At 64.0% G+C, this 24,027-nt stretch carries 28 protein-coding genes; 9 read left to right on the top strand and 19 right to left on the bottom strand.

From position 1 onward, the window contains the following. Positions 1-46: 46 nt before the first annotated feature. Positions 47-1,399 carry a serine hydrolase domain-containing protein gene (locus GEMMAAP_RS00725; RefSeq protein ID WP_158514677.1) on the bottom strand — a complete coding sequence of 451 codons (1,353 nt, stop codon included), beginning with the start codon at positions 1,397-1,399 and terminating at the stop codon, positions 47-49. A 390-nt stretch (positions 1,400-1,789) separates the two neighbouring features. Between GEMMAAP_RS00725 and GEMMAAP_RS00720 the strand changes: the two genes are divergently transcribed. Then, on the top strand, positions 1,790-2,782 hold the full coding sequence (locus tag GEMMAAP_RS00720) for an HDOD domain-containing protein (RefSeq protein ID WP_158514676.1): 993 nt from the start codon (positions 1,790-1,792) through the stop codon (positions 2,780-2,782). 18 nt (positions 2,783-2,800) lie between these two features. Here the strand turns inward: GEMMAAP_RS00720 and GEMMAAP_RS00715 are convergent, their stop codons facing one another. Further along, positions 2,801-4,048 (bottom strand): cation:proton antiporter, encoded by a 1,248-nt coding sequence (locus GEMMAAP_RS00715; RefSeq protein ID WP_026849029.1) that lies wholly within the window; start codon positions 4,046-4,048, stop codon positions 2,801-2,803. Between the two features lie 269 nt (positions 4,049-4,317). On the opposite strand from GEMMAAP_RS00715, the gene GEMMAAP_RS00710 reads away from it, so the two are divergent. The 3 genes from GEMMAAP_RS00710 (at position 4,318) to GEMMAAP_RS00700 (ending at position 7,285) form a co-directional block, all read left to right on the top strand. Next, positions 4,318-4,554, top strand: coding sequence for a type II toxin-antitoxin system Phd/YefM family antitoxin (locus GEMMAAP_RS00710; RefSeq protein ID WP_043580088.1), 237 nt, complete (start codon positions 4,318-4,320; stop codon positions 4,552-4,554). Further along, on the top strand, positions 4,511-5,014 hold the full coding sequence (locus GEMMAAP_RS00705) for a PIN domain-containing protein (RefSeq protein ID WP_082820947.1): 504 nt from the start codon (positions 4,511-4,513) through the stop codon (positions 5,012-5,014). Before GEMMAAP_RS00710 ends, GEMMAAP_RS00705 begins: the two co-directional genes overlap by 44 nt. 126 nt (positions 5,015-5,140) lie before the next feature. Next, a complete protein-coding gene (locus GEMMAAP_RS00700; RefSeq protein ID WP_082820946.1) occupies positions 5,141-7,285 on the top strand; it encodes a M12 family metallopeptidase in 2,145 nt (714 codons plus the stop codon). Positions 7,286-7,322: 37 nt separating this feature from the next. Here the strand turns inward: GEMMAAP_RS00700 and GEMMAAP_RS00695 are convergent, their stop codons facing one another. The 3 genes from GEMMAAP_RS00695 to GEMMAAP_RS20445 all read right to left on the bottom strand — a co-directional run bounded on the left by GEMMAAP_RS00695 (position 7,323) and on the right by GEMMAAP_RS20445 (position 8,679). Further along, positions 7,323-7,607: a helix-hairpin-helix domain-containing protein gene (locus GEMMAAP_RS00695; RefSeq protein ID WP_026849026.1), complete on the bottom strand. Its 285-nt coding sequence runs from the start codon at positions 7,605-7,607 to the stop codon at positions 7,323-7,325. A gap of 86 nt (positions 7,608-7,693) precedes the next feature. Next, positions 7,694-7,864, bottom strand: coding sequence for a hypothetical protein (locus GEMMAAP_RS20190; RefSeq protein ID WP_158514674.1), 171 nt, complete (start codon positions 7,862-7,864; stop codon positions 7,694-7,696). 200 nt (positions 7,865-8,064) lie between these two features. Beyond that, entirely contained in the window at positions 8,065-8,679 is a 615-nt protein-coding gene (locus tag GEMMAAP_RS20445) for a TetR/AcrR family transcriptional regulator (RefSeq protein ID WP_053333878.1), read from the bottom strand. 57 nt (positions 8,680-8,736) lie between these two features. On the opposite strand from GEMMAAP_RS20445, the gene GEMMAAP_RS19900 reads away from it, so the two are divergent. Next, a complete protein-coding gene (locus tag GEMMAAP_RS19900; RefSeq protein ID WP_026849025.1) occupies positions 8,737-9,678 on the top strand; it encodes an MBL fold metallo-hydrolase in 942 nt (313 codons plus the stop codon). Positions 9,679-10,041: 363 nt separating this feature from the next. Here the strand turns inward: GEMMAAP_RS19900 and GEMMAAP_RS00680 are convergent, their stop codons facing one another. The 6 genes from GEMMAAP_RS00680 to GEMMAAP_RS20440 form a co-directional block, all read right to left on the bottom strand. Then, positions 10,042-10,401 (bottom strand): hypothetical protein, encoded by a 360-nt coding sequence (locus tag GEMMAAP_RS00680; protein ID WP_026849024.1) that lies wholly within the window; start codon positions 10,399-10,401, stop codon positions 10,042-10,044. Between the two features lie 53 nt (positions 10,402-10,454). Beyond that, positions 10,455-10,946: a DUF4440 domain-containing protein gene (locus tag GEMMAAP_RS00675; RefSeq protein WP_043580318.1), complete on the bottom strand. Its 492-nt coding sequence runs from the start codon at positions 10,944-10,946 to the stop codon at positions 10,455-10,457. Between the two features lie 19 nt (positions 10,947-10,965). After that, a complete protein-coding gene (locus GEMMAAP_RS00670) occupies positions 10,966-11,433 on the bottom strand; it encodes an AAC(3)-I family aminoglycoside N-acetyltransferase (RefSeq protein WP_043580087.1) in 468 nt (155 codons plus the stop codon). A 5-nt stretch (positions 11,434-11,438) separates the two neighbouring features. Continuing rightward, positions 11,439-11,813 carry a hypothetical protein gene (locus GEMMAAP_RS00665; RefSeq protein WP_053333877.1) on the bottom strand — a complete coding sequence of 125 codons (375 nt, stop codon included), beginning with the start codon at positions 11,811-11,813 and terminating at the stop codon, positions 11,439-11,441. Positions 11,814-11,824: 11 nt separating this feature from the next. Beyond that, a complete protein-coding gene (locus GEMMAAP_RS00660) occupies positions 11,825-12,262 on the bottom strand; it encodes a hypothetical protein (RefSeq protein ID WP_026849021.1) in 438 nt (145 codons plus the stop codon). A 225-nt stretch (positions 12,263-12,487) separates the two neighbouring features. Continuing rightward, positions 12,488-12,637: a PDDEXK family nuclease gene (locus GEMMAAP_RS20440; protein WP_158514673.1), complete on the bottom strand. Its 150-nt coding sequence runs from the start codon at positions 12,635-12,637 to the stop codon at positions 12,488-12,490. Between the two features lie 146 nt (positions 12,638-12,783). Here GEMMAAP_RS20440 and GEMMAAP_RS00655 point away from each other — a divergent pair, with 146 nt between their 5' ends. Continuing rightward, complete coding sequence (locus tag GEMMAAP_RS00655; RefSeq protein ID WP_043580086.1) at positions 12,784-14,055, top strand: sensor histidine kinase; 1,272 nt, start codon at positions 12,784-12,786, stop codon at positions 14,053-14,055. Between the two features lie 52 nt (positions 14,056-14,107). Here GEMMAAP_RS00655 and GEMMAAP_RS00650 read toward each other — a convergent pair whose 3' ends face one another. After that, positions 14,108-14,527, bottom strand: coding sequence for a hypothetical protein (locus GEMMAAP_RS00650; RefSeq protein WP_026849020.1), 420 nt, complete (start codon positions 14,525-14,527; stop codon positions 14,108-14,110). Positions 14,528-14,613: 86 nt separating this feature from the next. Further along, positions 14,614-15,045, bottom strand: coding sequence for a DUF1801 domain-containing protein (locus GEMMAAP_RS00645; protein ID WP_026849019.1), 432 nt, complete (start codon positions 15,043-15,045; stop codon positions 14,614-14,616). A gap of 106 nt (positions 15,046-15,151) precedes the next feature. On the opposite strand from GEMMAAP_RS00645, the gene GEMMAAP_RS00640 reads away from it, so the two are divergent. Further along, positions 15,152-16,129 carry an SDR family NAD(P)-dependent oxidoreductase gene (locus GEMMAAP_RS00640; protein ID WP_026849018.1) on the top strand — a complete coding sequence of 326 codons (978 nt, stop codon included), beginning with the start codon at positions 15,152-15,154 and terminating at the stop codon, positions 16,127-16,129. Between the two features lie 57 nt (positions 16,130-16,186). On the opposite strand, the gene GEMMAAP_RS20435 is transcribed toward GEMMAAP_RS00640, so the two are convergent. The 4 genes from GEMMAAP_RS20435 to GEMMAAP_RS00625 form a co-directional block, all read right to left on the bottom strand. Next, complete coding sequence (locus tag GEMMAAP_RS20435) at positions 16,187-16,348, bottom strand: hypothetical protein (protein ID WP_158514672.1); 162 nt, start codon at positions 16,346-16,348, stop codon at positions 16,187-16,189. Positions 16,349-16,374: 26 nt separating this feature from the next. Further along, positions 16,375-17,322, bottom strand: coding sequence for an NmrA/HSCARG family protein (locus tag GEMMAAP_RS00635; RefSeq protein WP_026849017.1), 948 nt, complete (start codon positions 17,320-17,322; stop codon positions 16,375-16,377). A 163-nt stretch (positions 17,323-17,485) separates the two neighbouring features. Further along, positions 17,486-18,586 carry an aminotransferase-like domain-containing protein gene (locus tag GEMMAAP_RS00630; protein ID WP_026849016.1) on the bottom strand — a complete coding sequence of 367 codons (1,101 nt, stop codon included), beginning with the start codon at positions 18,584-18,586 and terminating at the stop codon, positions 17,486-17,488. Between the two features lie 24 nt (positions 18,587-18,610). Continuing rightward, on the bottom strand, positions 18,611-19,789 hold the full coding sequence (locus tag GEMMAAP_RS00625) for a serine hydrolase domain-containing protein (RefSeq protein ID WP_053333876.1): 1,179 nt from the start codon (positions 19,787-19,789) through the stop codon (positions 18,611-18,613). A gap of 345 nt (positions 19,790-20,134) precedes the next feature. On the opposite strand from GEMMAAP_RS00625, the gene GEMMAAP_RS00620 reads away from it, so the two are divergent. Continuing rightward, positions 20,135-20,698 carry a Uma2 family endonuclease gene (locus GEMMAAP_RS00620; protein ID WP_158514671.1) on the top strand — a complete coding sequence of 188 codons (564 nt, stop codon included), beginning with the start codon at positions 20,135-20,137 and terminating at the stop codon, positions 20,696-20,698. Between the two features lie 36 nt (positions 20,699-20,734). Here GEMMAAP_RS00620 and GEMMAAP_RS00615 read toward each other — a convergent pair whose 3' ends face one another. Continuing rightward, entirely contained in the window at positions 20,735-21,169 is a 435-nt protein-coding gene (locus GEMMAAP_RS00615; RefSeq protein ID WP_026849015.1) for a PIN domain-containing protein, read from the bottom strand. Further along, on the bottom strand, positions 21,147-21,389 hold the full coding sequence (locus GEMMAAP_RS00610; protein ID WP_043580084.1) for an alpha/beta hydrolase family protein: 243 nt from the start codon (positions 21,387-21,389) through the stop codon (positions 21,147-21,149). Before GEMMAAP_RS00610 ends, GEMMAAP_RS00615 begins: the two co-directional genes overlap by 23 nt. Positions 21,390-21,553: 164 nt before the next feature. On the opposite strand from GEMMAAP_RS00610, the gene GEMMAAP_RS00605 reads away from it, so the two are divergent. Continuing rightward, the gene (locus GEMMAAP_RS00605) at positions 21,554-23,971 is read left to right on the top strand and encodes a serine/threonine-protein kinase (RefSeq protein WP_053333874.1); all 2,418 of its coding nucleotides are present in this window, start codon (positions 21,554-21,556) and stop codon (positions 23,969-23,971) included. The last annotated feature ends 56 nt before the right edge of the window (positions 23,972-24,027 follow it).

Raw genomic sequence — 24,027 nt, 5'->3', positions numbered from 1 at the left:
CACTGGCAATTACAGCTGTCTCGTCGCTCCGGTCACGTCGCGGGGCTTAGCCCCCAACCAGCACTTGAATGGATTTGATGCGGAGGGGCGTGCCGGGTTCCAGAAAAAGCTTCAGCGTGGCTGGCCCTTCGTTGGCCGTCATGACACTGACATCCAAAACATTGGGCTCAATCTCGTCCATTCCCGTTACAGTGAGCACGCCAAGGTTTTTGTGCATCTCACCCATGCGGGCCACGCGTTGCGGCACGGTTGGTGAACCGGGCGCGGCGTCGAAGCGCTGGCCAATGAACGTCGTGAGCGCTGCCGCGTCGGCGCGGTTCACTACGGTAATGAACTCGTTCGCGAGCGCCGCGACCGCTGCCGAAGGCGCTTTGGCGTTTTGGCGGGCGCCGCCGCCAGCCATGACGCGCTGTCGCAGTTGCGGGCTGGGCAGCCCCAGAATGGGCCTGATCGCGTCCAGCACCCGTGGCGCCCGGAACTCGGCGCTATTCGTCGCGACGATCAGTTCGATCTGCTCGCGTGGCAGTCGCTCGAAGACGAAGAAATTCACCAGATCGGATCCGGCAAGACCAACGGGCACGTCGGGATTGAAGCGCTTGGTCCGCGACTCCGCACGCAGCAGCGTATTCGACTCGAAGACCGCTTTGTAGAAGGTGTGCATATCGCTGACGGTGGAGACCATGCCACCGTTGCCACGCAGGTTCCAATACGGACCGTCTGCGGCATGTGGCATTTCCACAATGGCCCCTTGATCCACGCCATCACGATAGCCGTGTGCAAAGCGCTTCGGGTCGAACTTGGGCAGCAAAAACCCGGTGTCCTTGAGCCCCAGCGGCTGGAGAATATTGTCGCGCACATACACGTCGTACGACTGCCCACTCACCGTTTCGATGACTGCAGCCAGCAGGGCAAACCCGGTATTCGAGTATTGCTCGCGCCCACCGGGCGGCGCATCGAGTCGTCGCGCAAAGACCGTCTGCAGGAACTGCTCGCGCGTGACCGCGTCAAAGTCTCCGCCAAGACCAATGGGCAAGCCCGCGGTGTGATTCATGAGCTGGGCCAGTGTAATGACCCGTTTGTCGGCTGGCGCGTTGGGAAAGAAGCGGGCCAGCGAGTCGGTGAGCGCGAGCTTTCCGCGCTCCTGCAGCTGGAGCAGCGCCACCGCCGTGAAGTCCTTGGTGTTCGACCCGATCTGCACCACGGTGGAGGCGCTGAAGGGCGCCTTCTGCGCGCGATTGGCCAGCCCATAGCCACGCTCAAGCAACGTGGCGCCCTGCCGTTCAATGCGCACGACGCCACTGAACCCCTGAGCGGCGAGGTCACGCATGGCCGAATCAAGTTGCACAGCGAGGCGGTTGGGTTGCTGGGCCGCCGTGGTGCTGAGTGCGGCGAACATCATGAAGGGAAGCCAACGCATGCCAACTCCGGGTGGGATGATGCGAGCTTTGAGTGGGGTCAAGCATCTACCGCGGTGAGACACGGGACGCCGCGCCAAGGTTTTCCGCCAGGCGAATTTGGCGTGAGAACAAGAGGTTCGGAATGAAAACATTTGCGCGCTGGCGCGTCCTCTGAGAGTAGAGCAGTACGAGCGTTCCGATGTGGGCACAAATGCGCACACATCGGATGATTTTTCGTACTTGGTCTATCTTCGGTTGAGCTCGACGACGAGATCCCGAATCTGTTGTGCCGGGCACTGTGTCAGCGCCCCGCCGTTCCGCATTTCGTCACCTTGATGTCCGGCTTTTTTTCCAGGTTGTTGGGCGGCAAAGAGCAACGCTCCCTTGCCACGGTGCCTCCTCGAGCGCCTCGTCGATCCGACGAGATTCTGCAGGCGTACGAAGCCTCGGCAGATGTATCGCGTGGGAGTGGCTTGGTGTGGCTGGCGCGCGACGCCTCCTATTGGACCGACCGCGCCTCACGGACGCTGCACCAGTTGCGCGAGGATTGGAGCGCGACGGCTGACACGGCCAAGTGGCCCGATGTGTCCAGTGTGCTCACCCAGCTGAGCGCGCCACCGGAAGATCTCATTCGTCAGCTGCCAAGCACCGCACGCGAGGCCATGTCGCTCTGCGAACGGGAGAACTTTCCGCGATCGGAGCTGGTGATCCGGCTGAGCAAGGACCCATCGCTCGTTCAAGCGCTGCTGCGTCAGGCCAACAGCGCGTCGTACGGGGCTGGGCTGTCTCCCATTCTCAGAGTGGACGCGGCACTCGATCGCATTGGGCTGGCCGGAACGCGAGCCGTGGTGGTGTCGGCGTCCGTGGACGGACTGCTCAGCAAGCCGGGCGGAGTGTACGACGGCATGCTGGCCAACGCCTGGCAGCACATGGTGAACACCGGCCCAATGGCCCGTGCCCTGGCCCCTGCCTTTGGCGCCGATGGCGAAGAAGCATTCGCCTGCGCGCTGCTCCACGATGTTGGCACACTCATTATTCTCGATCGCCTAGCCTCCGTGCGCACAGCCAATCGTCGCAATGTGGCCCTGCCCGATGGCTGGCTGGAGTTAGTGCTGGCCGAGCTGCACGAGCCTGTTGGGGCGGTCGCAGCGCACCGCTGGGGGCTGGGTGTCGATGCCGCCGACGCCATTGGCACGCATCATCGGCGGGATACGCCCGCTGAGAAGCATCCGCTGGCCGAGACACTGTTCGTGGCCGAACATTTGGCCAGAGCGGCGGCACGAGGGGAATCGCTCGATCTGTTCGGGTTGTGGGAACAGGGGGAGCTCTCCGGAGATGCCACGCATGCCCGCGGGATCCTTGACCGTCAACTGAGCAAGGCGTGAGTTGCCGGCAGCCCTCGGTCATTTCGCCGGGGCGTTCGCCAGCACACGCTTCACCACTATAGGCACCGTGAGCCCCTGCACGAGAATGGAGAAGCACACCACCACGTAGGTGATGGTCACCAGAATGCTCCGATGCTCGGACACGGGTAGCGACAGCGCCAGCGCTACACTGATGCCGCCACGGAGTCCGCTCCATGTGAGGATCGGGAGAGCCCCCGCCGGTGCCGGCACACGGCGGCGCATGGCAATCAGCGGCATCCCTACGCTGAGCCAGCGTGCCAGCAACACCAGAGGAATCGCCAGGGCACCAAGCAGGGCAGCAGTTGGGGTGAAGTCCACAATCACCACCTCAATGCCAATGACCACGAACAGCATGGCGTTGAGGAACTCATCCACCAGCTCCCAGAAGTCGTCGAGCCGCGCCTGCGTGTTCTGCGACATGGCGACGGCGCGGCCACGGCTGCCAATCATGAGTCCCGCCACCACCATGGCCAGCGCGCCCGACAGATGCAGCCGGTTGGCCAGCACATACCCACCGCTGGTCAGTGCCAGGGTCAGCAGGATCTCCACCTGATAGTCATCAACGCGCGACAACATGCGTACGGCCAGCCACCCTATCGCATAGCCGTACAGCACGCCGCCAATCACCTCGACGCCGAACAATTCGGCGACGTGCAGCCAATCGATCCCGCCGCCCTGACTCGCAACGCCGGCGAGCACCAGGAACACCACCACGCCAATACCATCGTTGAACAGCGATTCCCCGGTAATGGTGGTCTGCAGCTTCTGAGGGACACCTGCCGTTTTGAGCAGCGCGCCGACGGCAATGGGATCGGTGGGCGAAATAAGCGCCCCAAACACCAGACACCACGCCAGCGGCACCGGCGCCCCAACAGATCGCGTGAGAAAGAACGCCCCGTACCCCACCAGCAGCGTGGACACAATGACGCCCACGGTGGCCAGCACGCCTATAAGGACGCGCTCGGCGCGCAGGTCATTGAGGTCCACATGCAGCGCCCCGGCAAACAGCATGGCGCCGAGGATACCGTTGAGCAGCGTGGCATCAAAGTCGACGGCATTCACGAAGGCCAACAGCGGCGCCAGATCCACGACCTCGGCGCGTCCGAGCAACACCAGCACCACGGAACCAACCAACGCGATGGCCAGCAATCCGATCGTGGTGGGCAACCTCAGCCAGCGATAGTTCGCATACGCAAACAACGCCGTGACCGTCATCAGAACGGCCAACAGATCAAACGGGGTCATGACGCGTCCGGAACCAGCATGGTGAACACGTTTTTCATGGCAATAGGGCGTTAGAGAGACTTGCTATTGGACGGCGCGCGTTGCTGCGCACTCCACTCCTCACGAAGTATACCGAACCACATTTCATCAATGGGTTCGCCGAGCGTGTGCTGAACACGCATCGGATGTTGAAGCCGCGAATTGCTCGGCGGCGAGCTGATTGGCGCCGAATAACATGGCGGAGGACCACCTGGCTGGCAGGATTCTCCCAAATGACTAGAATTATGACTATGGTGACCGTTTCCAAGAGTGCGCTGAAAGCGCGCATGCTCGAGTACTTCCGGCAGGTCGAAGAGACCGGCGAGCCGTTGGTCGTCACGGATCACGGCAAGCCGGTACTGCAGGTCGTACCGTTTGCGGAGAAACGGCCCATGGCCGACGTACTGGCAGAGTTTCGCGCGATCGGGCCGGTGCGCTTTACCGATGATCCCAATGCCCCGACTGTTGACGAGTGGGCTGGTGCCTGAACGCCAGGCGCAAACCTACCGGAAACCGTCCCAAGCGGCCGCTGCCAAGCACGTACGGGAAACTCCAGTCCGACCGCTATTACTCGACACGGCGGTCCTGCTCTGGTGGTTACAAGACCCGGCACGATTGAGCCGGGTTGCGCGGTCGCGCCTCGCCACGGTGCAGGATACACCTCTGCTGGTGAGTGCGGTCTCATTCTGGGAGATCGGTCTCAAGGCACAGCGGGGGCAGCTCGACCTCGGCGACACCTTTAATGGATTTATGACCCGTATTGAATCCATGAGTGGGCTGTCCATCCTCCCGGTCGATCTCGCCATCTGGCGCCAGGTGCTCGCACTGGAATGGGATCATCGGGATCCCGTAGACCGCATCATCGTCGCAACAGCGATGCAACATCATGCCACGCTGGTGTCGTCGGATAGGGTGATTCGCGCGTTCTATTCCCAAACGGTCTGGTAGCTGAGCCTGTCGGGCGTTGGGGAATGCGGATTGTCGGCATGTCGGGTTTCCACCAGGAAATCCGATGGTGTGTGAGGACGCTGGAAAACTCCAGCGGTCGGCCGCCCACCAACAACACCGCGTCACATGCCTCCCGTCAGAACGTCCGTGCGCACCGGCGCGCTCATTTGCCTCGGTTTGCTTGCCTCGTGCCGAGAGACCCCGTCCGGGCCGATGTCGGTGGGAGACCAGCTCCTCCCGTCCCGGAATGCGCCGTGGGTGGGGTACCAGAGTGCGGGGCCCCAGCGTACCGGCTGGATTTTCAATGCGGCGGGAAAGCCCGTCCAGGTAACGTTCGAAGTGCACAACGGCAGTGCCATTTGGAGCGGAGACATCGACCTTGGCCCGGCCGACCGTATTGCCACCACTCGTGAAGCTCTGCTGCGCCTGCCGAGCGAGGCGCGCGCCTCCATGATTCTGAATCGCTCCGACCGCCGGTGGCTCCACGGTCGTGTGCCATTTGAAATCAGCGCGGACCTGCCAGACTCCGGACGCGTTTTCCGTGCCATCGAGACGCTCGTGCGTGAAACGAACGGCGTGGTACTCGTCCCGCGAACCGACGAGGAGGATTACATCCGTTTTGTGCCAAGCACCGGCTGCTCGTCAAAGTATGGCCGAGTCGGCGGACGACAGGACATCAATCTCACGCCGAACTGCGATGCGAGCTCCGTGCAACACGAAATCATGCACGCGATTGGTTACATGCATGAGCATCAGCGCTGCGACCGCCGCTACTATATCGACATTCTGTTTGAGAACGTCGAGAGCGGGAAAGAGAGTCAGTTCGAATCCATGTGCGATTCCGGCGACATCTCAGGTAATGATTATGGGCTGTACGACGAAACGTCCATCATGCATTACGGCACGTCCTTTTTCTCGCGCAACGGGCAGCCGACCATCCGTTCCCTGCGTGGTCGCGATGGCCTGATGGGCTCGCGCGTTCTGTCGCCCGGCGATATTGACGCCGTGGGGGCGTTGTACGGCGACAACAACGATGCGCCGACCCTGGTATTCACACCACCTGGCTCGCAGTTCGAGGGAACGGTGTTCAAGTTCGATGCGAGTGGCACGTTCGATCCGGATGATCCGTCGCTGCAATTCTTCTGGAATTTCGGCGACGGCACCTGCGACGTCGCGCCTCCCAAGCCGGCCGACTGCTCGGGAACCAACCCGTGGCATCGGTACGAGCAGAGCGGCAAATACACGGGACGGGTCGCCGTCACCGATGGGTTTGCGTTGGCCCGGGCCACGTTCGTGATCGAGGTCATGAACGATCGTCCGCGTGGACAGTTCGAGGGGCCGGCACGCGTAGCGGAAGGGGCGACCGTTTACTACACGCTGCTGGTGGATGACGCCGGTCGGGATGACGTCACGATCGAATTCTCCCCGGGCACCGGTGCGGCCACCGTCACGAGAACGCTGGCGCTGTCGAGTCCGAACTTTGACAGCCCCAACACGCGACTCATTTTTCTCCCCGTTTCTTTCCCGGAAAGCGGCGAGTTTACGCTCACGGCCTATCTGACCGACAGCCAGGGGGCCAACACGCTTGTGCGATTCCCGGTGATCGTGGAGAACAGTGCGCCCTCGGCCAGCATCGCCGCGTTCGCTCCGCAGTATACCTCGGGAGAAACCATCCCCTTCGCCATGCTGATTGAGGATAGCGGTCTGCTCGACGGGCCGTGGAGCTACAGCTGGGACGTCGGCTATCGCGCGCCAATCACCGGGACCACGTCCACGTTGGGGCGCTTTGCTTTGCCGCAGCAGGCGTGTATGCCTGGCAATTGGCCAACGACGCTCACCGTGACCGATCGCGAGGGGGCGAGTCGCTCTGTGTCGCGCGAGCTGCTCATTGTGCCGCTCAGTGTCGCGATCGACGTGCTACCGGGCAGCGCTACCAACAGCCTGTCACTGTCGCGGCCGGGGTTGCTGAGTACCGCCATCCTTGGATCATCAACAGTTGATGTTCGTGAGATGGATGTGGCAACGATCACGCTGGGTGATGGCGTGGGCATAGACGCCGCCGTTGCCCAACGAAACAATGGCGCGCTCTTCGCCAGCGTCGAGGACGTGAACAGCGATGGCATAGCCGACCTGTTGCTGCGCTTTGACATGGCCACAGTGCGCGAGAGCGGCGATGTGACCAGCAGCACGACGCAACTGACAGTGCAAGGCCGCCAACGCAACGGGTGCACGTACGTTCGCGGCAGCGATGCCGTTCGGGTGGTGCGATAACGTTGACTCGGCAATACCCGTAGCTGACGGCGGTCGGCTACGGGTAGAGTCGTTTCCGCTCCGCCGTATACGCCCACCACGGCTGCGGCGCCTCGCCGGCCAGAAAACGCGTCACCGATATGAACACATCCAGCACACACGGGTCCTGGCGCGTCCCGGTGTGCGCGCTCAGTGCCTGATACAAGGCAAACGGATCGAGCCCCGCCAACTGCTGCGGGTGCGTATACCCCAGCGCGGCAAAATCGCCGGCCATGGCCGGCCCAATGTTGGGCAGGTCAGTAAACGTGTGCAGCCGGGTGCGGACTACTTTGGCGGGGTGCATGACAGCAAAGCTACCGGCTGATCCGCCCCGTGTCTCTCCCGCCATGGTCATGGTCGCCACGAGCGTCTGGTACCAAGGCCAATGCGCTACTCGGTGGTCCTGCCGTCAAAGCGCTCGCTGTCGGCCAGGGCCCATTGTTCACGGTCCAGCAAACTGTCAATACGGTCAGGGGTGGTTGACGCCCCGTCCTGCGCAACCCCACCGGCGGGCGTGCCGAAGGTACAGAACAGCAGCACGGCAGACACGATCGTTCGCATAGCGATCATTGCATGTGGGATTACTGGACGGGGACGCTGCCCCCCGCCAGGGATGTACCTGTCATGGGGTAGCCTGTGCCACGGGGTCACGGGTACCTGCCCCATGAGATGGCTGGCCACACCACCGTGACCCTGGGGCTCGTCCACGATTATCCCGACATTACCACCAGCGAACCGTGGTGGTCCCCCACTCACTCCGCCTACGCCGTCACTGCCGGCGCGATGAGCAATCCGACCGCCTGATCGAACGCGCTCGTCGTTTCGTCTGACACGGCATAGAGTCCGGCCCGCTCGAGCATCACCCAGCCGTGGCAGAAAGCAATGAGCGCGTGCGCCCGCGCCTGCGCGCGTTCGCGCAGCGCAGCGCCCGGCGCTTCAAACAGCGCCAGCACATTCACCAGATAGTCGATGGTGTTGAGGGCGTGTCGCCGGCTCTCCGGCGCCGGGGTGAAACGCCCGCTGTGCGCACCCAGCATAAGGTCGTAGTGATGCGGAAACGTGTGCGCGATCCTGCGGTACGCGCGACAGAGTGCCGCCACGCGCTCCCGCGGGGCCAGCGTTTCGGGCACGGCGCGCTGCTCCGCGCTCAATCGCCCAAAGCCCTCATCAAAGAAGTACTGCAACAGCCCGTCTTTGCCACCAAAGTGCGTGTACACGGCCATCGTCGTGCACCCCGCATCGGCGGCTATCGCCCGCACCGACAGGGCATCCACTCCGCCGTGCTGGAAACGATGGCTCGCCGCGGACAGCACTGCATCGGCCAACGACGGTGGCGTGGCGGGGACGGGAATGGGGGCGGTTGCTTTTGGCGACATAACACTGTTATTGTACTCAATAACAGTGTTATTTACTACCTCTTTCGCGGGTGTCCCATGCCAATTCGCTCCGTCTCGCTCCTCGCGAGCAGTCTGCTCCTGCTCAGTGCCTGTTTCCCGTCCCAGACCGCCCCGCCTGCCGTGCCCAGCCAACCGGAACCCCTTCCCATGGCCACGGTGCGCACGGCCGACGGCCGCATTGCCGTGCATGCGCTACGGGTGGGATGGGTGGGGGTCAAAGGCGCGCACCGCGAGTTCGATGCCCCGGCCTTCGTGGCTATTCCGGCCATTTTCCTGGGCCGCTCCTGGACGCCCTGGATGCCCATTGTCGTCTATGCCATCGAGCATCCCGAGGGCCTGATCCTGGTAGATACCGGCGCTGATTCCGCCTTCGCGCAAAAACCATACTGGGCCTGCGACAAACGCACCGGGCTTTTCTATCGCAAGAATCTGCGCTTTGATGTGCCCGCCGGTGACGATCTCGACGCACGACTGGCCGCGGTTGGATTGCGGGCAGACCAGGTAAAGCAGGTGGTCATTACCCACTTCCACGCCGATCACACGGCCGGCCTGCACCGCTTTCTGGACCGCCCCGTGCTCACCGGCGCCGGGAACTGGCCCAAACATCGCGGCAGCTTCACGTGCCGGTGGCCGACGAACTTTGCACCGGACACCGTAGCGGCGACGCCCTTCTCCACGGCGTTGACCGGAGGCCGAGCCCTGACCACCGACGGGCGCGTGCGGGTGATTTCGGTCCCCGGCCATACGCCGGGCCATGTGGGCGTGGTCATCGAAGATGGTGACAAGCGCATTCTGCTGGCTGGCGATGCCACCTTCGACCTCGCACAATCGGCCCGCGGTGGTGTGACAGGCGTGGCAACCAATCGCAGCGCCGCACGGGCCACGCAGCGGACCCTCACCGCGCTCGATACCACTGGCACCCTGGTGCTCCCCGCCCACGACACCACCGTGTTTTCCAGGATGCGCCGTTACCGGTAGTCACACGTCACTAGATCGTACGGTAGCAACGCCCGAAGGCCGGTTCACTTCACGCACCACGCCGACAAGCGCGACATCTGGCTGGTGGCCGATGACCGGGCCGACGTGCCCACGGTGGACTACCTCGATGCCGTCGAGGAAGCCCTCTGCTTTGGCTGGATTGACAGCTTCGCCAAACGCATCACCCCGATCGAACGGGTGCAGCGCTTCTCTCCGCGGCGCCCCAAAAGCAACTGGACCGAACTGCACAAGGCGCGCGCCCGTCGCCTCATTGCGTTAGGGCCTATGACGAACGCCGGGCGCGCCACACTGCCTGATCTTGATGCACCATTCGTATTGGCGGCCGACTGGGCTGACCAGGCGCTACACGAACCCCTGCGCCTTGTAACTCGCGTAGCCCGCTTTGGTGAGCGCCGCCAGTTCCTTGAACAGCGGCGCCTCCACCTTGGAGAAGTTGAAGCACGACTTACCCTGCATGCGCGCCGTGAGCTCTGGCGATAACCCATCCAGCAGCTCGGGCTTCACGTAGACCGGCATGAGATGGTAGCTCACGTACGACTTCTTGATCTGCACGGCACCAAAGAACAGCGGCTTCTTGTTCTTCTGGATGTGCGTGGTGTCTACGTACAGCTCGCTCGTGTCGTCTTTCTTGACGTCCAGCGTGCTGGCGTAGGGCTGCATGATCTTGGTGAGCGCCGCAAAGACAGCCGGTAAATCAGACATAAAGAGTCTCGACGAATTGACGGTGGCAGTCGCAGAGTGGTTGATCCACGCCGCTACTCAGGCCGACGCGTGCTGTTGTCCATATCGGAAAAGATGAACCACGGGCCACCAGCCCGCCGCCGCAACGTGAGCGTGAATTTGCCTTGCGCTGGCCCCGCCGAACCGTAGTCGTACGTGCCAATGATGTACCCCACGGTATCGGCCACCGACCCGGCCAGCGCATGCAGCACCAGCGGCGACCCGCCTTGCCCGGTGTACGCTGCCGTGATCGCCGCCCGCCCCCGAATGGGCGCGCGCCCGGTCTGCAGGACAAACCCATCGTCGGCAAAAAGCGCCGCCAACGCCGCCGCATCGCCTTTGCGCCACGCCGCCTCGTAGTCGCGCAGCACCTTATCGAGCGCCGGTGGCAAGGTGACCGTGGGACCACTCGGTGGGGCCGAGCGTGGCGTGCTTTGCGCACGCGCTGGGTTGGCAAATACCGTGAATGCCACTCCAATGCCGGCGGCCAGGCGGGCAACCTCGCGAACAAACGGGAAGCGATGCATGCGTTGCATATGAAAAGAATCAGTCTGCACTGGCAGGCGTGATATCAAAGTGCATCACATCCTCTCGCGTACCGAGTTTGGTGTAGAGTGCCACCGCCGGATCATCGCCGTAGTCGGCCTGCACAAAGATCACAACGACCCCACGCTCGGCAGCGGCGCACTTGAGCGTCTCAATACACGCCGTCGCCACCCCCTGCCGCCGATATGCGTCGCGCACCGCCAAGTCGTAGATGTAGAACTCGCTCCGCGCCTGCTCGAACTTGGGGAGCACATAGCCGGCGAGTCCGCCAACCACCTCGGCCCGCGCGAACGCGGCCACGGCCATAAACGTGGGGCTCGCCAGCAGCTCCTGCAGGTACGCATCGCTGGGCTGCTGCGCCGTGTACGTCTCCATGTCCTCAAAGGCCTCGCCAAAGACCGTCAGAAGCGCGCGCAACGCGTGGAGGTCATGGCGGTCCAGCACGCGGGTGGTTATTTCAGCAGCCATACAAATCAGGAAGAGGTGGCCAGCACGTCACGGGCACGCCACTCCAGCGCCGCCAGGCTCCCCACAATGAGCCCTTCACCGGCCAGGTGCAGCACGCCAAACACGGTCGCCACCGGCGCGAAATACACCGCGGCCACCAGACAACCTAGCGCCCACGTGGCGTTGGCTACCACCAATACTACAATCGCCCTCCGCTTACGGCGGCGACGCGTGAACAGCCATCCCGAGTACAGGCCGTAGCCCACATTCGCCGCGCCCATGATCCACAACAGTTCGCGCGACAGGCCGTAGAACGGGCTCAGCCACCCCGTCAGGGCAAACATGGCGGCGCCGACCGCCAATCCGGCGCGGCTATCAACCCACAGCAGATCTCGTGTCATGTGGACGTCGTTTACATCACCGGCGTACTCGTGGCACGACGCGCATAGAGCCAGCGCACCCCGCGACGGATCGTGGCGTGCAGCACCAGCGACATGATGGCCACGCCGGTGGCAATGATCAGCGGCAACACGCCGCCAAAGACCATACTCAGCGCCGCAATAAACCCCAGCAGATACTCGGCGCGAAAGACGGGGAACAACAAGCCCACCAGCGGCAGCGCCGTGAACAGGAACGACGAGACCGCGTCGTGTCCCGTGGAGAAACCAAGAGCCATCGCCGCGCCGTACAGCGCGGCCCCCACCATTGCGGCCGCCGCGACGCGCAAAGCCTCGTCGGCCTGCGCCGCCTGCGCACCGAACGCCGAAAGGCGTCGCTGCACACGACCCGTGAGTATGTAGGCGACCAGTGGCAACGTCAGCCCGCCCCACCAGTTCGAGATGGTGGGCATATCAGCGCGCGCCAAAAATGAATGCCCGCTGACGCCACCGTGCGTATGCTGGTACGCCAGTAGTCCCCAGTAGGGGAGCGTTGCGAGGGCAATGATGCCCCAGCGCGTGGATGGAAAAGCGGCAGCGGTAAGCAATGATATGGGAGCAGGGGACGACGGATGCCCACTGCACCCTACGCGGGGCCGCAGGGCGAGTTTCCCCGCATGGTCTGCGCGTGATCCCCATCAGTCATCGGCAAACAGCTCAGCCAGTGCCAAGGCAAAACCAGGCAGCACGCTGTCGCTGCGCAGGGTATCGCCAAGCCCGAGCAGCGACACACGGCCATCGGCCCGATAGACCACCACCTGCTCGCGCTCGGGATCGACGCTCCACACCGGCCTCAACCATACAGACCAGCACAGACGTAACGAGCCGAGCCGTTGCTCTCCGCGGCAGCCGCTGGTGCCCAGTTGCCGAACGGAGTGCCGCGACCGATCGTATCAAACAGGGCCGGCGCGCGTTCCTCCCATCGAATTCCTGAATGACACTTCCGGACGATCCGCTGCTGCGCGCCCAACAGGAGGCTCTGCTCCTGTTGTCACGGCTGATGCTCCTGCTTTGGACGCCGATCTTTGCGCTCGGGACGTTCATTCGTTGGGGCGAAGCCAACGGACGGCTGCTGCTGGTGATCGTCCTGATCGGCGTGCCGCTGCTCGGCTGGGCGCTGCGCCGCACCCGCTGGCCCGTCGAACAGCGCGCGTCGATGGCCATTGTGGGAATCATGATCCTGTCGCTCCCGGCCATCGTGTTCAATGGGCCGCGCACGCTGACCACCATGGCCGTTGCCCTCGTGGTGACGCTCGCCTTGATGTTCCACCAAATGCGGACGGGGCTCGTCATCCTCGGCGCCTATCTCACCGCAGCCATGGTGGGACTCTTGCTCGCGTCACGTGGCATACTGCCCCCCACCATCCCGGACGCCGAACTGTCCATTCGGTACCGCCTCGTCACGCTGGGCGTCACCTTCTCCGGGCTCTGGTTCAGCGCGCGTGTGTTGCAGCGCACCGTGCAGATCTATCGCGATGCGCACGCAGCGTCCGAGCAGCGACTGGAAGCGCTGTTGGCAGCTCAACGCGAAGCCGAACTGTTGCAGCGTCGTGAATTGGTGAACACCGTGACCACGGGACTGACGCACGATCTCGCCAACGTCGTGCAGGTCATGACCTCCACCGCCGAACTGCTTGAAGACGAGCCACTGCGCGAGGAGGCGAAGCAGTCTGTGCAGGATCTGCAGCGCGTAGGGAACGAGGCCGCGCTGCGGCTGCGCACCGTGTTGAGTGTTGGACGGCCCCCCTCGGGAGTGCCACGTCAGGCGTCTCTCGACGAGCTGTTCACGCGCCTCGATCTGCTGCTGCGTCCCCTCATGGGACGTCAAATTGTGCTGTCGCTCCATCTCAACCCATCGCTGCCACTGCTGGGCATCGATCGCGGGCGCCTTGAGCAACTGTTATTCAATCTCGCGCTCAATGCACGCGACGCGATGCCCGACGGCGGCACCCTGCGCATTACGGCCACCGCGGCGCCGGGCGGTGCCACTATTGAAGTGGCCGACAGCGGCGTGGGGATAGAGCCGGAGCTGCTGGCGCGCATCTGGGAACCGTTCTACACCACCAAGTCCGCCGACCGCGGTACCGGACTGGGACTGGCGATGGTGGCGCGCATTCTCGAAAGCACTGGTGGACGAGTCCAGGTCACGAGTACGCCTGGCGCAGGAACCACGTTCTCGCTCTGGCTGCCGGCAGTCGCACTCTAGCTTTTGGTACTCGTTCACACGCGAGCAGTCCCTGCTCTTCTCGCCGCGCGTTCTACGACAGCCACCCCTGTGCGTTGGCCTTGCGCGCCAGCAGCACCAGCAACACGGCGATCACCAGCACCGAACCTTGCAGGGCAATCACTGCAGCACCCGCCGCCGTGAACTCCGGGCGAGTGAACAGCGCCACGTCTTGCACGATGAGCCCCAGCAACGATCCGAGCAGCACCCCGCCCGCCCAGCGTTTGCGCAGCACGAGCCCCAGCGAGCCCGCCGTACCCAGCCACACCGCAATGGCGTAGGCAGCCACGAACCACATGGGACGCGCCTCATACATGGCGCGCTGCGCGGCGTCGAGCTGTGCAATTGCCTCGGGCGACATGGTCACATCAGCGAGATACGCGGCCACGCCCATCAGATTCCACAGCAGCGCCACAATGGCAACGGGCTTGTACCACTTGGGGAGCGGGGACACAGCAGCCTCGGCAGGTAGGGATAGGCGACGTTATCTCCCCCCAGGCAAGGGGGCAAGCAACCGTACGGCAACCAGGTGCGGATGTGTCAGGCGGGAGTGGCGCCGGGGTAGCGACGCTGGAGATCCGCCACCGACGCCGCAATGAGCTGCTCCAGCACCGCCGTATCCACATCGGCCAGACGCTTGAGATACAGACACGCTGCGGTGCGACGGTGCTTTCCCAGGCGGGTGAGCAACTCCATCTGGGCCGGATCTTCGACCATGAGATACACGACCAACTCCTTCCCGCGCACGGCCAAACCGGTCAGACAGGACGTGCCCGAGTGCCCGCTGTCGTAGCGATAGCTGTACGACCCGAACCCCACGATACTCGGCCCCCACATTACTGGGGGATGGCCGGTGACCCGCGCGCAGATGGCCATAATCGCGTGACAATCAACGAGCTGCTGTGCGGTCGCGCGCGACGCGAGGTATTCGTCTACACTGGCGGCGGTGGGTTTCGTTTTGGCGTCGGCCATTGTGCAAAGACGGTTGAGGGTAATGTCGCAGCTCCCTCAGGAACGTATGTTTTTCGTGCCGTTCGGCCAGCATGCTGCCTCACCACCACTTTTGCCCACCGCACCTATGCGCCGCGCACCACTGTTGCTTGTCGCCCTCACCACGTGGCTTGGGCTCACGTCGCCGGTGGTGGCCCAGACGCCAGCACCCCAATCGCCGGGCGCGCAGCGTGCCGTCCTGGTCACCGGCGCCAGTTCAGGTATTGGACGCACCATTGCCGAGCGACTCGCGCGCGAAGGATTTTTTGTGTACGCCGGGGCGCGACAGCCCAGCGACATATCGGCGCTGTCGGCCATTCCCAACATGCGTGGTGTACGACTCGACGTAACGTCGAACGAAGAGATTGCCGCGGTCGTGCAGCAGATTCAGCGCGACGGTCGTGGACTGTTCGGTCTCGTGAACAACGCCGGCGTGGCCACCGGCGGGGCGCTCGTGACGACGGAGGATGACGAACTGCGTCGTGTCCTTGATGTAAACGTCATGGGGCCGGTGCGCGTGACGCGCGCCATGTCGCCGCTGCTGATCGCCTCCAAGGGGCGCGTAGTCACCATTTCGTCCATCTCCGGTGTGCTCTCCGGCCCCATGCTGGGTGTCTACTCCATGAGCAAGCACGCCGTGGAAGCGTTTGGCGATGCCCTGGGCGCGGAGATGGCAGGACTTGGTGTGAGTTCAAGTCTCATTGAACCGGGCAACTATCGCTCGGAAATTGGACGCAATACCATGAGCGCCGCTGTGGCCGCAGCCGATCGGGCCAAGGGTACCTCGTTCGAGGCGGCCATGCAGAACTTCGTGCGTGCCATGGGGAACTACGACAACTACCCCGCCCCCGACAGCGTGGCCGCCGCGGCGTTGCACGCGTTTACCGCGCCGCAGCCACGGGTACGCTACATGGTGGTGCCGGCCGCCAATCAGGCCGCGGTCACCATTCGCAAAGCCATCGAGGAGCTCGTGCAGCTCAACCACGGGCACCAGTTCAGCTATGATCGCGCGGCGCTCATTGGCATGCTCGACGAAGCGCTCGCCCGGCTCCCGCAGGGGCGGTAAGAGCTCGCGCGGAGCTCGAGGCTTACCCGTTGCGCAGGACTGCTGCAGACGGAGCGCTCATGGCTCGTACCTCGCCGCCATTCGCGCTCCGTACCACATGCCGAATCCAAGACCACACATGCTCACCAGAAAGCTGGTGTAGAGCCCAAACGGCGACCCCAGCCACCAGCCCAGCGAACTCCCTGCCGTTGTACCAATCAGGACGAACAGCTTTTTCATGGTGAGTTCGCTGGTGAACGATGGCCTCAGCCGATGGGAATCGCCGCCGCATTGGCCGCGAGCCAGCCATCAAAGTCGAGCAACGCCGGGTGCAGGGTGCGACTCTTGACCGCGTCGCGGGCTGCCTGGAACGTCTCGCCCTGCATCTGCTGGTACTGGAACATGTTGCCCAGATCTTCGGCGCCGGGGAAGCCAAGTCCACGGTACGTATCAAAGGGCACGTCAAAGAAATGTACGGTGCGGCCAATGGCGCGACCAAGCTTGGCGGCCATCTCTTCGCCCGACAGGGATTCGCCGGCAGCACCGATGTACTGACCCACCGTGGACGGGCCCTGCTTGAAGATGCCGTACGCCACGCCACCAATGTCCTGCGCCGCAATGCCGGGGAGCTTGGCGCCACCCAACGGGAAGGCCAGTACCAGGTCGCCGTTCTCGCCCGCGCGCGGACCCATGCCGAAATGAATCAGGTTGTCCCAGTAGAACGCCGCCGCGAGGAACGTCGTGGGGGCACCTTCATTGGTGAACACATGATCCACCGCACCCTTGGAATCGAAGTGCGGCACGTTGTACTGACCATGGAGCACCGGCAACTTGGAGCCGTCGGCCGGGTAGGCGAGGCGCGTGTCTTCGAGCGTGGACCACACCACGTGCTGCACGCCGGCCGCCTTCGTGGCGCGCGCAATGTTGGACGCCTGCACCCCTTCGCGTTCGGCGCTGAAATGCTCCCAGAAGTTCGTCACCACAAAGGCGCCATACGCGCCGTCCAGCGCCGCGGCAAGCGTCTCCGGCTTGTCGGCATCGGCGGCAACCACTTCAATGCCCAGCGCCGCGAGGGCCTTGGCCTTGTCGGAGTCGATGCTGCGCGTGATGGCGCGGGCCACGAAGCCACTGGAGGGGTCAGCGGCGATGGCGCGGGCCAGCCCGCCGCCCTGGGCACCGGTGGCACCGAATACGGCGATGATTTTCTTGGACATCTGCTCCCCGAGTCAACAAGTTCAGTAATGAGATATGAGCCTCCGAGGTAGATAGTGGGTTGGTTCTTGGCCCGCAAGCGTCCCCGCTGGTCGGGGGGTGGTCACCGTCACGGGTGGCGTTCCGCCCCGAAACGTGGAAATCGTCAGACCGTTCCGCTGCTCCTCAGCGGCGTCGCGCACGCGCCAGCCGCTGCACACCCTTGCGCAAAACCGGGCCGTCGTAGTGGGCGAAACTGAGCCGCATCGTATCGCCAAACTGGTCGCCCTGTACGAAGCGCGTGCCCGCGTGAAACGACACTCCCTCGTCGCGCGCGAGCGGCCGCAGCGCACGCGCCGACACGCCCGGCAACTGGACCCACACGAAATAGCCGCCACGTGGCTCCACAAAATGCGCCTCGGGCATCTCCTCTCGCAGCGCGTCACAGAGTACGCGGCTCCGCTCGGCGTACACCGGCTTGAGGTCGTCGAGCACACGGTCGGCCAAGCCGAGTGTGATGAGACTGTGCATCACGCCCGACGTAAACGGGTTGAGCCCCCCGCCGCTCTGCACGAGCCCCGAACTCATGAGGCGCTCCAGCAGCGCCGGTGCGCCGTGCACCCAGCCAAGCCGCAGCCCAGGCGCGCAGATTTTGGAGAACGAACCCAGTGACAGCACGCGGGCCTCGCTGGCGTATGTCGCGAGCGACGGCGGCGGCGGCGTACCAAAGTCGAGCAGCTGATAGACCTCATCGGCCACGACGAGCACATCGTGCGCCGCGCAGGCGGCAAGCAGCTGTTCCCGTCGCGACGCCGACAGCGTGATGCCGGTGGGGTTCTGAAATGACGGAATGGTGTACAACATGGCCGGCCGGTGTGTGGCCAGTGCCTCGTGCAGCGCCTCCGGTTGCATCCCTTCGTCGTCGATGGGAATGCCTACCACGCGCAGTCCGTGATCGCGAAAAATATCGAGCGCGAGAAAGTACGTAGGCGCTTCAACGAAGATGGTATCGCCGGGCGTGGTGAAACGCGTGCAGCACAAACTGAGCGCCTGCGAGTTGCCGCTGGTCGTCATGAGCTGCGACGCGTCTACCGGGGCGGCGTAGCGCCGCGTGAGGAAGCCCGCGAGCACATGCAGAAAAGGTGCTTCCCCCTGATCGTCGCCGTAGCGCAACCAGAGGGGGTCGTGCTGCGCCAGACAGTGCTCGGCCGCGGTCTGCAGCGCGGTCGTTGGGAGCAACGACAGCGACGGTTGGCCTTTGCCGAAGTCGATGATGGATGAAGTCATGGGGCGCGGCGATGACGCAGGCCGCTACTTCGCCGCCTTGATCAGTCGCTCCTGCACTGCGCGCAGCGGCAGCGACGGCGGACCGGTGATGTTCCAGGCGTTGAACACCACAACCATCTCCTGGTCGGGGAACGCCATGGGGAACTGCCCGCCAAAACCCGAGCCGGCCCAGATGAGTTTGTCCTTCTGCACCGGGTTGCTGTACAGCCACCACTTGTAGCCGTACTGTGGCGCGCCGGCGCGGGCGCTGGTGGGAATGTGCGGCGTGACCGACTCGCGTACCCACTGTTCCGACACCACCGTTGCGCCGTTCCAGCGTCCGCCCTGCAACCAGAGCTGCCAGATGCGCGCGAGGTCACGCGCTTCGAGATAGAGACCACCTTCGGTATCGATGGTGCCCGACGGCGTGCGCTTCCACTGCCAGTTGGTAATGCCGAGCGGCGTGAAGAGATGGCGCGCCGCGTACTCCTCAATGTCCATGCCGGTGGCACGGAAGAAGATGTGCGCCAGCAGCGCGCTCTCGCCGCTGCTGTAGTTGAACGTGGTGCCGGGCTCACGCATCATGGGCCGATCGATGGTGAACTTGACCCAGTCCGGGCTGGCCTCGAGCGCGCCGGCCGTGTTGTTCGGATCGCTGTACGGAATGCTTTCGTTCCAGTCGAAGCCGCCCGACATAGTCAGCAGGTGCCGAATGGTGATGCGCCGCTTGCGATCATCCAAATTCGCGACCGTCGTGGTGTCCCAATACTTGAGAATGGGCGTATTGAGATCGGGGAAATCGCCACGCGTGACCGCCGCACCAATGACCGCCGAAGCCACCGTTTTGGAGACCGACTGCAGCGTGTGCAGTGTGCCGCGCCGGTAGGTGGGGTGCCACCACGGGTTGAAATAGTTGAACGGGCCCGTGGGGTCGTGCGAGTTGTTGAGCGTGGAGGTCGAGCGCGCTGAGTCGCCGTACATGCCGTCGTAGTCGCGTGCGTACGTCTTGTCCATCACGATGGTGCCGCGACGGATGACCAGCATGCGGTCGATGTTGCCATACTTCCCCGCCGTGATTTCGGCGTGCAGGCTATCGAGTACCGCGGCATTGAGTCCAAGCTTTTGCGGCGTGGAGGTGGGCCAGGTGAACGGCTTGGGCTGGGCGCCCAGCGACGAGGCCACGAGCAGCGCGAGCGCGGCGGCGGGGAAGGAGAGTCGGGTCATGGGGGAGAATGTACAGGCGGGGCGGGGTGGCTGCTCTTTGCGCTATCTGCCCTTACTGCAACCGCGGTTCGGGTTTGACCTGCTACTGCGGTTTTTGGAATGCCACTGCGGTTCTGGACGGCCACTGCGGTTGGGGAACAGGGCAGTTGGGGTTTGTGTGGAAGGCGCTGCCCGGCTTCGCCGGGTCGGCGCCTTTTTGGTGGTTGGGGTACTGCTGCTGCGGTTTATCGTGCGCGTAGTACGGATAGCACGCGCATGGAAACGATGACACATCCTTGGCGATCGCATGCCATCGTGACTCGTGATCCCTTGCCGTTTCCCCCCGCCTCGGCGCACACTATGGCCATGCCAGCGCTTCTGCCCCGTGTCTGGACCGCCGCCGAAGTGCAGGCGCTTCCGGAAGACCCGTCGCACCGCTACGAGTGCGTGGACGGGGTGCTGCTCGTGAGCCCCACGCCACGGCTGGCTCATCAGGGCGCGGTCACGACCTTGGCCATTGTGCTCGAATCACTCGTGCGGCCGGCAGAAATCGGCACGGTGTTCGTGTCGCCGTCAGAGTGGGTACTCGACCCGCGTACCTTGGTGCACCCTGACCTGTACGTGGTTCCGCTCACGGACGGCCGACGGCCGCGTACGTACGAGGAACGCGGCCACGCGCTGCTGTTTGTCGAGGTCTTGTCGCCCAGCACCGCGCGCGTCGATCGGGTAGTGAAGCGCGAGCGCTATCAGCGGGCCAATGTCGAGTATTGGATTGTCGATCTCGATTCGCGTGTCGTGGAACGATGGATGCCCGGCGACGAACGGCCAACGATTCACGATGCGCACATCACGTGGCAGCCACACGGCGCGTTGCAGCCAATAGTGATAGAACTGGAGCCGTTTTTTTCTGAAGTGCTGGGCCCTGCGTAAGTGCGTGCTGGTATTGAGCAGGGCGTGCGTCGCGGTTCACACCGGCGGCGCAACCTTGAACGGATTCACCACCGTCAGTTCATCAAACTGCTGCCCATGCTGTAGGTCTTCCGTGAGCAGTGTGCGACAGCCAAGGGTTTGCGCGCTCGCGACAATCAGCGCGTCCCACCACGACAACCCGTAGCGGGACTCAATGAACCAGGCCCGTTCGAGAATCTGGCTGTTGATCTCAATGGGCGCCCACGGCATCAGGGCGCGCACGTCGCGCTGCGCTTCCGTCGGCGACATGCCCGGACGGAGTTTGCGCGTCACGGTGACGTAGAACTCCTGGAGCACCTGCACGCTTATCCGACCGGTTTGGCGCTCCCACAACACGGTCATCCAGTCGCGCGCCGCCGTATGCTTTACGCCAGCGCCGGCATCGACCGCGTACACGAGCACATTGGTGTCAACGAAGATTGGTGCGGTCATGCAGCTCGTCGCGTGAAGGGTACGCCGAGCCATCGGCATTGAGTGGCCGGCGCTCTCGCACCAGGAACTGCCGCATTTCCGTTTGGTACGTCACCTGTCGGCGCATCTGTTCCTGCAGCAGATCGCCCAGCATACGCGACACGCTGATGTCGAGCTCAGCCGCCCGGACCCGAGCCCAGCGGGCGACTTCTTCGTCGAGGGTTACCGTGACGTTCTTCATGACACGAATTTAGTGTTACACGAATTTCGCGTCAATAATCTTTTGGCTTTCTCGGCCGCGCAGCCTCGGGCGTAAGCGATTTCGCCATCTGATGATGAACGATCCCGTAATTACCCCCGCCCACCCGGGATGGTAGACTCCGGCACGCCCCCTCCCGTCCCTGAATGACCGCTCCTCTCCGCGACCAACTCCAACGTTCCCTCGGCGACACGCTCCTGCTCCAGCGCGAGCTGGGCGGGGGCGGCATGTCGCGCGTGTTCCTGGCGCGCGACGAAGCGCTGGGGCGTGACGTGGTGGTCAAGGTGTTGTCCCCCGAACTGGCGGCGGGGCTCAGCACGGAGCGCTTCACCCGCGAAATAAAGCTGGCCGCGTCGCTGCAGGAGCCGCACATCGTGCCGGTGCTCACGGCCGGCACCACCAGCGACGGGCTCCCCTGGTTCACCATGCCGTTTGTTGCCGGCGAATCGCTGCGCGTTGTGCTCACACGCGGCACTGTCCCCACCGCCGAAGCGCTGGGCATTCTGCGTAACGTGGCGCAGGCGCTCGCCTACGCACATGCGCGCGGCATCGTGCATCGCGACATCAAGCCCGACAACGTGCTGCTCTCGAGTGGCACCGCGGTGGTGGCCGACTTTGGCATTGCCAAGGCGCTCAATGCATCCCGTACGCAGGCGAACAATACCGGCGACGGCACCGCGCTCACACAAGCCGGCATGGCCATTGGCACGCCCGCGTACATGGCCCCCGAGCAGGCCACCGGTGACAGCAGCACCGATCACCGCGCCGACATCTACGCGTGGGGTGTGCTGGCCTACGAACTGCTGCAGGGCGCGCATCCGTTTGCCGATCGCACCACCCCTGCCGCCATGACCGCGGCGCACATCGCGACCCCCGCGCCGGCCATCACGGCATTGGGTGCATCGCCAGCCGTGCGCGCGCTTATTGCGCAATGTCTCGCGAAAGATCCCGCGGCGCGCCCGTCGAGTATGGAGGCAGTGCTCGCTGCGCTCTCTACCAGCGGCGAGGTATCGGCGGCTCCGACACGCGCCAGCGCACAATCGCGTACATCACTTGCCCTGTTGGCGGTCGCACTCGTTGCCGTTGCCGGCGGCGTGGCGTGGTGGAGTTCGCGCTCCCCCGCTCCCGCCAGCAGTGCTTCGGCAGCGCCGGCGACTGCAGAAAGCGACGCCTCACTCGCCGTCATTCCCTTCGCGTCGGTGGGTGGTGACACCGCAAACACCTATCTCGCCGAAGGCATTGCCGACGAACTCACCACCGTGTTGTCGCGTGTACCCGGACTGCGTCTCGCCGGCCGCTCCACTTCGGCGCGCTTCAAGAACTCAGCGCTCTCGGCCCAACAACTGGGGGACACCCTCGGCGTACGCACCATTCTGCTCGGCAGCTTGCGACGCGAGGGCAACCGGGTGCGCGTCACCGCCGAATTGAGCAACGCGAGCGACGGTCGCGTACTCTGGCAGGATACGTTCGAGCAGGATGCGCGCGATGTATTCCGCATGCAGGAGCTGCTGGCGCAGGCCATTGGTGCGCAACTGCAGCTCCGACTTGGCAGCACCACGGTCAGTGCGGGCACGAGCAATCCGGAGGCGTACGAACAGTACCTGCGTGGCATGCAGGTATATCGCAACCGCGGGCCGGTGTTCACTGACGCCGAGCGCTATTTCGACGCCGCCATTCGCGCCGATTCATCGTTCGCCCGCGCGTGGGCCGGAAAGTCCATCGCGCTCATGGCCACGCCGTACTATGTGCTGCGCCATATGCGCGACGTACTGCCAGTGGCGCGCGTCGCCGCCGCGCGCGCGCTGGCCCTCGACTCGCTCAACCCCGATGTGCACATCGCGCTCTCAGCAATCGCCGCTGAGGAATTCGATTGGGCCAACGCCGAGCGGGAAGCGAAACGGGCCATCTCACTCGACTCCACGAACTCCATTGCCTATTGGCGGCTTGGCTTCAACCGGAGCAATCAAGGGCGGGTGGCAGACGCGCTGGTGGCGTTCACGCGCGCACGTGTGCTGGACCCACTGTCGGCAATCATTCTGGCGTGGGAGGGAGCCACGCTGGCGAGCGCCGGGCGATTTGATGAGGGCGTGGCGCTCGCGATTCGTGCACATGACCTCGCGCCAACGGTGGCGCCCATTCAGACCATCATGCTGACGGCGCTGGCCATGGCCGGTCGCCATGCGGAGGGCGCCGAGCGTGCCGCGAAGTTGGCACCGCTGGTGAGCGATCCCATGTACCTGGGCGGCATGGCCCGCGCGTTGGCGATGGGCGGGCAGTTGGGCGAAGCCACGCGCATATCGCAGCGCCTCGAGCGCATGGGCGACGATGTGCGTGGTGTGTGGTACGGCCGCCTCAGCTCACGCCTCGTGACCGGAGATACCAGCGGCGCGCTCGCTGCGCTCGAGGCCGCTGCCGCCAGCGACGGCGACCTCGTGCCGTCGGTCATTCTCGCCAACCCGTGGTTTGATGCCATTCGCACCGCGCCGCGCTTCAAAGCGGCAATGAAGCGGTACAACCTTGAAAATTCGCCGCTGGTGCAGGCGAATGGTGGGCGGTTGCGGTAAGGGAGTAGTTGAGGCTGCTACGAAGCAGCAGTGCCGCCGTGACGCCACCGTGACAC

This window comes from Gemmatimonas phototrophica (genome assembly GCF_000695095.2).
GTDB lineage: Bacteria > Gemmatimonadota > Gemmatimonadetes > Gemmatimonadales > Gemmatimonadaceae > Gemmatimonas > Gemmatimonas phototrophica.
The sequence above is the reverse complement of the archived record's forward strand: the minus strand, read 5'-3'. Positions and strand labels throughout refer to the sequence as shown.